General features: G+C 39.7%; 10 protein-coding genes. All 10 read left to right on the top strand.

All coding sequences use genetic code 11. The features are described 5' to 3' along the window. Nucleotides 1-71 precede the first annotated feature (71 nt). The 10 genes from IGJ99_RS09850 to IGJ99_RS09805 all read left to right on the top strand — a co-directional run bounded on the left by IGJ99_RS09850 (nucleotide 72) and on the right by IGJ99_RS09805 (nucleotide 12,104). Entirely contained in the window at nucleotides 72-362 is a 291-nt protein-coding gene (locus IGJ99_RS09850; RefSeq protein WP_010734907.1) for a DUF7662 domain-containing protein, read from the top strand. Nucleotides 363-625: 263 nt separating this feature from the next. Further along, entirely contained in the window at nucleotides 626-1,951 is a 1,326-nt protein-coding gene (locus IGJ99_RS09845; RefSeq protein ID WP_438770798.1) for a DEAD/DEAH box helicase, read from the top strand. Continuing rightward, a complete protein-coding gene (locus IGJ99_RS09840) occupies nucleotides 1,932-2,633 on the top strand; it encodes a ComF family protein (RefSeq protein ID WP_062804904.1) in 702 nt (233 codons plus the stop codon). Before IGJ99_RS09845 ends, IGJ99_RS09840 begins: the two co-directional genes overlap by 20 nt. 136 nt (nucleotides 2,634-2,769) lie before the next feature. Continuing rightward, on the top strand, nucleotides 2,770-3,321 hold the full coding sequence (gene hpf / locus IGJ99_RS09835; RefSeq protein ID WP_010734910.1) for a ribosome hibernation-promoting factor, HPF/YfiA family: 552 nt from the start codon (nucleotides 2,770-2,772) through the stop codon (nucleotides 3,319-3,321). A gap of 217 nt (nucleotides 3,322-3,538) precedes the next feature. Then, nucleotides 3,539-6,073, top strand: a complete 2,535-nt coding sequence (gene secA / locus IGJ99_RS09830; RefSeq protein WP_010734911.1) for a preprotein translocase subunit SecA — start codon at nucleotides 3,539-3,541, stop codon at nucleotides 6,071-6,073. A gap of 382 nt (nucleotides 6,074-6,455) precedes the next feature. Continuing rightward, a protein-coding gene (prfB, locus tag IGJ99_RS09825; protein ID WP_178946468.1) for a peptide chain release factor 2 occupies nucleotides 6,456-7,554 on the top strand; the annotation gives its coding sequence in 2 pieces (ribosomal slippage) (nucleotides 6,456-6,527 and nucleotides 6,529-7,554; 1,098 coding nt in all). A 110-nt stretch (nucleotides 7,555-7,664) separates the two neighbouring features. Continuing rightward, complete coding sequence (gene ftsE, locus IGJ99_RS09820) at nucleotides 7,665-8,351, top strand: cell division ATP-binding protein FtsE (protein WP_010734913.1); 687 nt, start codon at nucleotides 7,665-7,667, stop codon at nucleotides 8,349-8,351. After that, nucleotides 8,344-9,228 carry a permease-like cell division protein FtsX gene (ftsX, locus tag IGJ99_RS09815; RefSeq protein WP_306795955.1) on the top strand — a complete coding sequence of 295 codons (885 nt, stop codon included), beginning with the start codon at nucleotides 8,344-8,346 and terminating at the stop codon, nucleotides 9,226-9,228. Before ftsE ends, ftsX begins: the two co-directional genes overlap by 8 nt. Nucleotides 9,229-9,453: 225 nt before the next feature. Next, nucleotides 9,454-10,902, top strand: coding sequence for a cardiolipin synthase (gene cls, locus IGJ99_RS09810; RefSeq protein WP_010734915.1), 1,449 nt, complete (start codon nucleotides 9,454-9,456; stop codon nucleotides 10,900-10,902). Between the two features lie 347 nt (nucleotides 10,903-11,249). Continuing rightward, nucleotides 11,250-12,104 carry a phosphate ABC transporter substrate-binding protein PstS gene (locus IGJ99_RS09805; protein WP_010734916.1) on the top strand — a complete coding sequence of 285 codons (855 nt, stop codon included), beginning with the start codon at nucleotides 11,250-11,252 and terminating at the stop codon, nucleotides 12,102-12,104. The last annotated feature ends 4 nt before the right edge of the window (nucleotides 12,105-12,108 follow it).

The raw sequence follows: 12,108 nt of genomic DNA, 5'->3' as shown, positions 1-12,108 counted from the left end.
GCATGACAATTATGTTAATAGTTGCTTAACGAAGGGAATATGGGATAATAAAGAAAAGTGAGGTGCGTAACATGAAAGAACGAGTCAAAAAGTATGATGCCATCACTCATTATTTAAAGACAAATGGTGGCTCTCAAATCACGCTGACATTTACTCAAATCGATGAGTTGCTTTTTCCAAGTAGTGCCTTGCCCCGTTCTGCACGAGAAAGTACCGATTGGTGGGCGAACGACTATAAACATCCTGAAAAAGGCGCCTATGGCTGGATCAATGCTGGCTATGAAGTGGTGGTCATCAATTTAGAAAAAGAATTTATCGTATTCAATCAATTAGTCAAATCCAGTTGGTTGTTTGACGAATAACTATTTTTCTAGCTGTTGATCCGATCCTTCGATTCAAGTTCAAATTTAGGTCTAGCTACATATATCAGTATGATCTGAGTCCGAAAGTTTCTGTTAAAGAAATGGCCCGCTGACTCAGTTTCATACTTTTTTTGTTTTTCATTGAAATCATCACGTTCGTTCGTCCGCTTATTAGCTGATTTTCTAATTGGATCAATCCGATTGATTCTGCATGAAGAATTTCTTTTTTGGCGTATCTATTTTGCGAAGGGAGAGAAGTGCACATGCAAGCGGAAGATTTTTTTGGGCGGCGATTATTAACTAAAGAAGTATATGGGAATGAACATTCTTATGAAAAATTGAACTATGTAGTGGTCGATGCAATCACAATAAAAAAGAAGCAGCTTTATTGCAATCGTTGCAGTCAAACGACCCCTTTGCAAACTGCAAGGCTCAATGCGTCTACCTACTACTGTCCCCACTGTCTGTTTTTGGGGCGTTGCGATACCCTGCAACAGCTCTACTTATTCGAACAACCAAATGGAAAGAAGCGTCATATAAATCACTGTTGGGAAGGTCAATTAACAACACTACAACAGCAAATTTCGGATGATCTATGTGAACGATCGGGTGAGCATTTGGTTTGGGCAGTTACCGGTTCAGGCAAGACGGAGATGCTTTACGCCAGTATCCGAAAGACCTTAGCTAAAGGTAGGAGAGTTGCTATCGCCTCACCAAGGATCGATGTTTGTCAGGAATTATACCTACGACTTAGCAAGGTCTTCCCAGAAGAAACGATCCGCCTGCTTCATGGGAAATTAGACGAATCTGATCGCTATGGTTCTTTAGTGATTTGTACGACGCATCAGTTGTATCGTTTTTACCGAGCATTTGCTCTTTTAGTAGTAGATGAAGTGGATGCTTTTCCATTTGTGGGGGATCAAGGGTTAGCTTATGCAGTGGAAACCGCGCTACAAAGAAATGGCCAACTGATATATTTAAGTGCGACACCCGATGACCAGTTATTGAAAAAAAGCCGAACAGCTATGACTGTTCATCAGTTGGCTTTACGCTTTCATCAACGATTATTGCCAGAACCGAAACTGCTTTTTTGGGATCAGTGGGCTAATCGCTGTTTACACCCAAAAAAGAATCAACGATTGTGTCGCTTGATCCAAGAGCTAGTCAAAGAAAACCATGTGCTATTGTTTTGCCCGAGTATCTCTTTAATGGAGCAATTGGAGAAACAATTAAAAAAACAATTGTCTTGTCGTATGACATCCGCCTCATCAAAAGATGAAGCACGTAGTAGCAAAGTCCAAAATATGAGAGAGCAACATTACGATGTGTTTTTGACAACGATGATCTTAGAGCGCGGGGTGACTTTTGAACGGATCTCAGTCGTTGTTTTAGGCGCCGATCATCCGGTATTCAGCAAATCATCACTGGTCCAAATTGCTGGACGTGCCGATCGAAAGGGAGGATGCACCAATAGTCAGGTCTATTTTTTCTATGAAGAAAAGACACGTGCTATCGCAAAGGCGTGTAAAGAAATCAAACAAATGAATAAAAAAGGAAAAGAGCAACGAGATGAGATGCGTATACTGTAAGAAAACATTTAGTAGAAATATAACAATTAGTGAATTGCTTGGACTGAAAAAAATAGCGAGACGTTGCCAGGAATGTCAATTTTTATTCCAACGAATACAACAGGAGAGTAGCCATCAGTGCGAAGGCTGCCAAAAAGTATGGACGAAACAGGCGATTGATCAACCTGACTATTGCCGAGATTGCTTGCATTGGCGTACGCGTTATCCTGACTATCGTTTTTGTCATCGTGCGTTCTTCCGCTATGATCACGCGTTCCGTACTTGGCTCAAACAATATAAATTCATGGGGGATATCCTGTTGGCACACACATTCAGCTTAGAGTTACAAGAATTACGAAAACAATATAAGTCGTTTGTTTTTTGTCCGATCCCATTGTCTACAGAAAGGATCAGCGAAAGGGGATTTAATCAAGTGAGTGAACTATTGAGAGCTGCTGGGCTTCCTTTTCAAGAATTGCTGATCAGAGAAAAACACCATACACCGCAATCTAAAAAAACAAGAGAGCAACGTTTGATTACGTCCCAACCATTTGTTTATCAGCCATCTACACTTAAAATCAAAGGGGAAAATATCTTACTGATCGATGATGTTTATACGACTGGCCAGACGATGTTCCATGCAGCGACCTGCCTATTGGCGCAGTCACCCAATAAAGTACAGACGTTCTCACTTGCTAGATAAGCTTTTTGTAGAAACAGCAGTAAAATGACAGCGATTTAGTTTGCAAATGCTTACGAGTTCGATATAATAGAAGTAAGAAGAGGGAAAGAGTGGTCCTTCTCCTTCTTGATTGTGGTAGATGAAAGGGGTAGTTTTTATGTTTAGATATAATGTACGCGGCGAAAATATCGAAGTAACTGAAGCGATTCGTGACTACGTAGAGAAAAAAGTAGGAAAATTAGAACGTTATTTCAGCGATGCTCCCGATGCTACGGCGCATGTGAATTTAAAAGTTTATACTGAAAAAACAGCAAAAGTGGAAGTTACGATTCCATTACCTTATCTCGTATTACGTGCCGAAGAAACTTCACCAGATCTATATGCAAGTATTGATTTGGTTGTTGATAAATTGGAACGTCAAATCCGCAAATTTAAAACAAAAATCAATCGCAAATCTCGTGAAACTGGTTTGAATACAGCAAATGCGGCGGTTATGTTCAATAATGAAGACGAAGAAGAAAATGAGTCTGAATTAGATATCGTGCGTACAAAACGCTTGTCATTGAAACCAATGGACAGCGAAGAAGCTGTTTTACAAATGAATATGTTAGGCCATAACTTTTTCATCTTTGAAGATGCAGAAACGAATGGTACAAGCATTGTTTACCGTCGTAAAGATGGCAAATATGGATTGATCGAAACTGATTGATAAATAACGAAAGAATAACATGAGAAAAACTTGCAGTGGTCTCTAATGACTACTGCAAGCTTTTTTTTCGGATTGAATAGATAAAAAAGAATATGAAATAATTATGAAGATATCACTTTAATTGTCTTAAGTTATTTCATTTATCCACAACTAATGATAAAATAAGAAACAGAGTCTACATAGTTTGGATATTATATAAAAGGAGATTAAACAACGCATGGCCAATTTTATTCGTTCGATTATCGAAAATGATAAGAAAGAACTAAAACGTTTAGAAAGTATTGTAAAAAAAATCGAAGCTCATGCTGATGATATGGCAGCATTAACAGATGAACAATTACAAGCAAAGACAACCGAATTTAAGGAAAGATATAAAAAAGGGGAAACATTAGATCAACTTTTACCAGAAGCTTTCGCAGTCGTTCGTGAAGCAGCAAAACGCGTATTAGGATTGTACCCTTACCCTGTGCAGTTGATGGGGGGGATCGTACTTCATGATGGAAATATTCCAGAGATGCGTACCGGTGAAGGGAAAACCTTGACTGCTACGATGCCTGTTTATTTAAATGCTTTGACGGGAGAAGGCGTTCACGTAGTTACTGTCAATGAATACTTGTCTACCCGTGACTCCAATGAGATGGGTGAGTTATACAACTTCTTAGGTTTGACAGTTGGTTTGAATATCAATTCAAAATCAGCAGATGAAAAACGTGAAGCCTACAATTGTGATATTACGTATAGTACAAACAACGAGCTAGGGTTTGACTATTTGAGAGACAACATGGTCGTTTATCGTCATCAAATGGTACAACGTCCATTGAACTATGCAATCGTCGATGAAGTCGATTCGATCTTGATCGATGAAGCAAGAACGCCATTGATCATTTCTGGACAAGCAGAAAAGTCAACTGCGTTATATACGCGTGCTGATAACTTTGTCAAACGATTGAAAGAAGAAGAAGATTATAAAATCGATGTTCAATCAAAAACGATCAGCTTGACTGAAGCGGGAATTGAAAAAGCCGAAGAAACTTTTGGTTTAGATAACTTATATGATATCGAAAATTCTGCTTTAACGCATCATATTGATCAATCATTACGCGCAAACTATATCATGATTTTAGATATCGACTATGTGGTCCAAGATGGAAAAGTAATGATCGTTGACCAATTTACTGGTCGTATCATGGATGGACGCCGTTATTCTGATGGCTTGCACCAAGCGATTGAAGCCAAAGAAGGCGTGGAGATCGAAGATGAAACAAAAACGATGGCATCGATCACATTCCAAAACTATTTCCGTATGTATAAGAAATTATCTGGTATGACAGGGACAGCGAAGACAGAAGAAGAAGAGTTTAGAGAAATCTACAACATCCAAGTCATTCAAATCCCTACAAATCGTCCGGTCATTCGTGATGATCGTCCAGATTTGTTATATCCGACATTGACAAGCAAGTTCAATGCAGTCGTTCAAGATATCAAAGATCGTTACCGTAAAGGACAACCTGTTCTTGTAGGTACTGTCGCTGTTGAAACGTCTGAATTGCTTTCTGATTTATTGAACCGAGAACGCGTACCTCATGAAGTACTAAATGCCAAAAACCACTTTAAAGAAGCCGAGATCATCATGAATGCTGGTCAAAAAGGAGCAGTTACGATTGCAACGAACATGGCTGGTCGTGGTACGGATATCAAGTTAGGTCTAGGTGTTCGTGAGTTGGGTGGATTAGCCGTTATTGGTACAGAACGTCACGAATCAAGACGTATCGATAACCAGTTACGTGGACGTGCCGGTCGTCAAGGAGATCCAGGGATGTCACAATTCTACTTGTCTCTTGAAGATGACTTGATGAAACGATTCGGTTCAGAACGAATCAAAGCTTTCTTGGAACGCATGAAGATCGGTGAAGAAGATGCAGTGATCCAAAGTAAGATGTTGTCGAAACAAGTTGAATCTGCGCAAAAACGTGTAGAAGGAAACAACTACGACACACGTAAAAACGTTCTTCAATACGATGACGTGATGCGTGAACAACGTGAAGTCATCTATAAACAACGTCAAGACGTCATCATGGAAGAAACAAGTCTATCTGAACCATTGATGAATATGGTCAAACGAACGATCAGTCGAGTAGTAGATGCACATACTCAACTTGAAAAGGAAAACTGGAACCTTGAAGGGATCGTTGACTTTGCTGGTAGTACACTTGTTCATGAAGACAGTATTTCATTGGCTGATCTAGAAGGCAAGACACCGCAACAAATCAAAGAATTCTTAAATGAAAAAGCACAAGAAATCTTTAATACGAAAGCTTCACAACTAAATGGACCTGAGCAATTACTTGAGTTTGAAAAAGTCGTGATCTTACGTGTTGTCGATTCAAAATGGACAGACCACATCGATGCAATGGATCAATTACGTCAATCGATCGGACTACGTGCTTACGGACAAAACAATCCACTTGTCGAATATCAAACAGAAGGCTACAAAATGTTTGAAGACATGATTGGTGCAATCGAATACGAAGTAACACGTATCTTTATGAAAGCAGAGATCCGTCAAAACGTCCAACGTGAACAAGTGTCTCAAGGACAGCCTGTTCAACCAACAGAAGGCGGCGCGAAAGAAAACAGTCGATTGAATGTGAAATCACAGCCTGTCAGTGTCAATAAAGTTGGTCGTAATGACCCTTGTCCATGTGGCAGTGGTAAAAAATTCAAAAATTGTCACGGCAAGAATGAAATGTAATCTTTCCTATTGAAAGAAATCGTTCATACTGAACAATAAGATTTGATCAATTCAGAAAAGGAACTCCCCTCATATGAGAGTGATCGTTCCTTTTCACAAACTAAAATAGATAGGGAATCTTAAAGCACTATTTTTTGTTTTATGACTTCCCTGAGGTCAAGCAGTACTGAGCCTCAAGAAATAAGGTGGAATCCGCAAAAATCGTTCGTTGAATTTTTGTGGATTCCACCTTATTTCCGAAGAGGTTACTTTTGGGACACACTACCATTAAGAACGGAATGAAAAAGGGAAAGTGTCAAGCTTGTCGCATCTTATTCTTTCTGTTCGTTCAAGATTCTGGTAGACTAAACAATGAAGATTAGACAGAAAGAAGGAAATCGAAATGGAAATTTCTGAAATTCGAAACCTCCTAACCGAAATGCAAGAGAAAGTCACAAGTTTTAGGGGGTCTCTTTGACTTAGATCAGCTGGAAGAAGATATTGCTGAAGCAGAAGCAAAAATGGCTGAACCAGGTTTTTGGGATGATAGTGAAGCTGCACAAAAAGTGATCAATGAAAATAATGCAAACAAAGAAACCTATGATCAGTTCAATGAACTCGCACAAGAGCTAGAAGAACTAGAATTGATGGTGGAAATGTTACAAGAAGAGCCAGATGCGCAAATGCAAGAAGAAGCACAAGAGCGAATCAGTGCGTTAGCTGAAAAAATGACGACTTACGAATTAGCCATGTTACTAGACGGACCTTATGACCGCAATAACGCCATCGTCGAGCTGCATCCAGGTGCTGGGGGAACAGAATCTCAAGACTGGGGAAGTATGTTGTTACGAATGTACACCCGTTGGTCAGAGCAACACAACTACCAAGTGGAAATGTTAGATTACCAGGCTGGTGATGAAGCTGGAATCAAAAGTGTGACATTATTGATCAAAGGGCATAATGCTTATGGTTATCTGAAATCAGAAAAAGGCGTTCACCGTCTTGTTCGGATCTCGCCATTTGATTCGGCGAAACGCCGACATACGTCATTTTGTTCGGTCGATGTCATGCCAGAATTAGATGACATGATCGACATCGAGGTCAATCCTGATGATTTGAAGATCGACACTTACCGAGCAAGTGGAGCGGGTGGACAGCATATCAACAAAACAGAATCTGCTGTACGGATCACGCATTTGCCAACAGGAACGGTCGTTGCCAGTCAGGCACAACGCTCACAATTAAAAAACCGTGAACAAGCGATGGGGATGCTGAAAGCGAAACTTTATCAATTGGAAGTTGAAAAGAAAGAACAAGAAGCAGCTGCATTACGTGGGGAACAAATGGAAATCGGCTGGGGCTCACAGATCCGTTCTTATGTTTTCCATCCGTATTCGATGGTCAAAGATCATCGGACCAATGTGGAAACTGGAAATGTCCAAGCGGTGATGGATGGCGAGTTAGACCCATTCATCGATGGCTATTTAAAAATGCATATATAGTATGCTTACGATTAGTAGTAAATTGAAATAAAATTGTAAGATTTCGAAAGCAAGCTGAAACATTCCCATGCTATAATGACTAAAGACTGAAAAGATATGGAGAGAACGCCATGATTGAAATGAAGGATGTAATGAAGAAGTACTCAAATGGTACCACAGCTATCCGAAATCTCTCGATCGTCATTGACCAAGGAGAGTTTGTTTATGTAGTAGGACCATCTGGTGCTGGTAAATCTACATTCATCAAATTGATGTACCGAGAAGAAAAAGCAACGAAAGGAACATTGAACGTTGCTGGCCATGATCTGATAAATATCAAAGATCGTGAAGTACCTTATTTACGTAGAGAAATCGGAGTAGTTTTCCAAGACTATAAATTGTTGCCTCGAAAAACAGTATATGAAAATGTCGCATATGCGATGCAAGTCATCGGTAGAAAACCTCGTGACATAAAAAAACGTGTCATGGAAGTTTTAGACTTAGTCGGCTTGAAACATAAAGTACGTGTTTTCCCAAGTGAATTATCAGGTGGGGAACAACAGCGTGTTTCGATTGCTCGAGCAATCGTGAATACACCAAAAGTATTGATTGCAGATGAACCGACAGGAAACTTAGACCCGGAAAACTCATGGGAAATCATGAAGTTATTGGATCGGATCAATGCGCAAGGAACGACTGTTGTTATGGCTACACATAACAGTACGATCGTTAATACAATTCGTCACCGCGTAATCGCCATTGAAAATGGCCGGATTATTCGTGACCAAGCGGAAGGGGAATATGGATACGATGATTAGAACCTTTTTCCGTCATTTATTAGAAAGTATCAAAAGTTTAAAACGAAACGGTTGGATGACCATCGCATCAATCAGTGCGGTGACGATCACACTGACTTTGGTTGGTGTATTTATGGCAATCATCATGAATGCGACTAAATTAGCCGAAGACATCGAAGGTAACGTAGATGTTTCTGTGTTCGTTGATATCGGGACGAATGAGAAAGATATGAAAACACTCGAAAAAGAATTGAATGAACTTGAACACGTCAACAAAGTTGAATTTTCAAGTAAAGACCAAGAATTAAAGAAAATCCAGGATCAAATGGGTGATTCTTGGAGTTTGTTTGAGGGAGACGGCAATCCGTTATACGATGTATACGTTGTAACAACGACACAACCTTCTTATACTAAAGAAGTTTCTGAAGAAGCCGCGAAGTTGAAAAATGTTTTCCGTTCGGATTATGGTGGCACTTCGTCTGACCGAATCTTTGATATTGCTGCGGCAGTACGTACATGGGGATTAGCAGCAGCTGCCTTGCTATTATTTGTCGCGATGTTCTTGATCTCAAATACGATTCGTATCACGATCATTTCACGTCAAAGAGAGATCCAGATCATGCGTTTAGTTGGTGCCAAGAATGGCTATATCCGTTGGCCTTTCTTCCTTGAAGGAGGTTGGATCGGCTTGATTGGAGCCATTATTCCTGTATTGATTTTCACATTTGGGTATCAGGAAATCTACAAATTGCTCAACCCAACCTTGTTGCGTTCAAATTACTCATTGATACAGCCACAGGATATCGTTTGGAAAATCGACGCATTGATGGCCGGTATTGGTGTCATTATTGGTTCATTAGGTTCGATTATTTCAATGAGAAGATTCTTGAAATTTTAGTCAAAGATATGAAGCAGACCAGTGGGAGCGATCCTGCTGGTTTTTTTTTGTAAAAATTTTCATTCTCGAAAAATCTATTTTATAGAAAAATAAACTTACTCTTTCCTGTCTATCTATAGTATTCTAAGGAAGTCGGTTTTTCTGGTAGACAAATCAGTGGTTTTTCTTTACTTTAAAAAACAACTTCGCTATCCTAAGGAGGATAGCCGGATAAGAGGTGAGGCAATGGATATTATTTTTGACAATTTTTCGACGATCTTACTGCTTACGAACACATTATTATCTTTAGTGATCGTTTTTACCGAAAGAAAAGAAACTGCTCAAACTTGGGCATGGTTACTTGTATTGACTTTTATCCCGATACTAGGTTTTTTCCTTTACATTTTCTTTGGACGTGGGATTTCAAAAGATAAGATATTTGATTTGAAGATTCAAGGAAAGATCGGTAAGAACTTAGAGATCGAAGAGGATCGACAGGCATTGATGCGGGGATTATACCCACATCCTCCGACTGGACAAGTGGATGTCAAACAGTTGATTTATATGTTAACTGTTGGAGAAAGCACACTGTATACCACAAGCAATGATGTGACGCTGTTCACCGATGGCAGAGAAAAATTTGACCGGTTGATCGAGGATATTGAACAGGCAACTGACCACATCCATCTACAATATTATATTTATCGCAGCGATAGCTTAGGGATCGAGGTCTGCCAAGCATTAACTTCTGCTGCTCGCAGAGGGGTACAAGTAAGAGTTTTACTAGATGCGTGGGGATCGACGGAAGTTTCAACCAAGTTTTTCCATGAGTTAAAAGAAGCTGGTGGAGAAGTTGCTTTCTTTTTTCCGCTTTTTGTTCCTTATCTGAACCCGCGAATCAATTATCGTAATCATCGAAAGATCGTAGTAATCGATGGGAAAATTGGTTATACAGGTGGATTCAATGTGGGAAATGAGTATTTAGGTCTCGTGCAAAAATTTGGTTATTGGCGAGATAATCATTTGCGTATCTATGGTGAAGGAGTCTATGCGCTACAAAATCGCTTTTTGATGGATTGGAATTCTCAACATACAAAAGAAGTGCATTATGCGGCGCGCTTTTTCCCAAGTATTGCATCAACCGGTGAGATTGCCTTACAGGTCGTGACGAGTGGACCAGACTCAGAACATGAACAAATCAAAATGACGTACCTTAAAATGATCTCACTGGCCAAGCGGGAGATTTTGATCCAAACGCCTTATTATATTCCAGATGAATCAATCCATGAAGCGTTGAAATTGGCATTGCTATCCGGTGTGAAGGTCCATTTGCAGATTCCCAATAAACCAGATCACCCATTAGTGTATTGGGCAACGTATTCTTTTGCTGCTGAATTGATCGAATACGGTGCTGTCATCGAAACTTATGAAAATGGATTTATTCATGCGAAGACAATGATCATCGATAGCGGAATCGTTTCCGTAGGTTCAGCAAACATCGACGTTCGTTCTTTCCGTTTAGATTTTGAGGTCAATACACTGATCTATGACGAACGGCTCGCAACTCAAGTGCGAGGGGCATTTTTTGAAGATGCAAAAGTTTCTGAGCGTTTGACAAAAGAACGTTACGAGGCTCGGGGCTGGATGATCAAGCTAAAAGAGGGATTGGCTCGACTTGTTTCACCACTCTTGTAAAAAACTGAACAAAAAAGGACATGAAATAGACTCATAAGAGCAGATTTTCATGTCCTTTTCTATCGGGGCCATTTCTGTAGTTTTATTACAAGAAATGGAGAAAGCGTCTCGCAAGAGCGGGAATTAACTTTTGGGGTATTTCTTGTTTTTTGGGGAAAGCAAGAAATAAGTTAATGCTTGCTTGGTACAGAGACACATTTCAATGCCAGTATAGCATAGAAAAATTTATTGAGATAGTATTTTTTTTAATTAAATTAAATTATTTGTTATTTAATAAAATCAATTGATTTTCAAGTAATAGTGAAAATGTTAAAATGGAAATACTTTAGGATTGAAGGAGATTTCTAATGAAAAAATTACGATTATTAATACCAATGATAGCACTATTTATAACAATGTCTGGGTGTTCAAACCTGGTCGACCAAGGTGAATCGATCACAGCGGTGGGATCATCCGCTTTACAACCTTTAGTTGAAACGGTTGCTGAGACATATCAATCAGAAAATCCCGGCAAATTTATCAATGTACAAGGTGGCGGAAGTGGTACTGGTTTATCGCAAGTCCAATCAGGTGCTGTTGAGATCGGTAATTCTGATTTGTTCGCAGAGGAGAAATCAGGGATCGATGCGTCCGCGCTGATTGACCATCGAGTAGCAGTAGTGGGCATTACACCAATTGTCAACAAAGAAGTCGGCATTGACAACATTTCGATGGAAGACTTGAAAAAAGTATTTACTGGTGAACTGACGAACTGGAAACAACTAGGTGGGAAAGATCAGCCAATCGTGATCTTGAACCGTGCAGCAGGTAGTGGAACGAGAGCAACTTTTGAAAAATGGGTCTTAGACGGTGAAACAGCGATTCGTTCCCAAGAACAAGATTCTAGTGGAATGGTCCGTCAAATTGTTGCGGATACCCCAGGAGCAATCAGCTATGTCGCATTCTCTTATGTATCAAAAGATGTGGATACACTGAAAATCGACGGAGTCGAGCCAACAGACAAGAATGTCACAACAAATGATTGGACGATTTGGGCTTATGAGCATATGTATACGCGAAAAGAGACAAGTCAATTAACGAAAGACTTTTTAGCTTATATCTTATCAGATGAAGTGCAAAAAAATATCGTTGGAGATTTAGGCTATATTCCAGTGTCGAGTATGAAAGTTGAACGCGATTGGGAAGGTAATGTGGTGAATTAACCAT

Origin of the sequence: Enterococcus sp. AZ095b (assembly GCF_051714725.1) — a bacterium.
In the GTDB taxonomy this organism is placed as follows: domain Bacteria; phylum Bacillota; class Bacilli; order Lactobacillales; family Enterococcaceae; genus Enterococcus_B; species Enterococcus_B pernyi.
The sequence above is the reverse complement of the archived record's forward strand: the minus strand, read 5'-3'. Positions and strand labels throughout refer to the sequence as shown.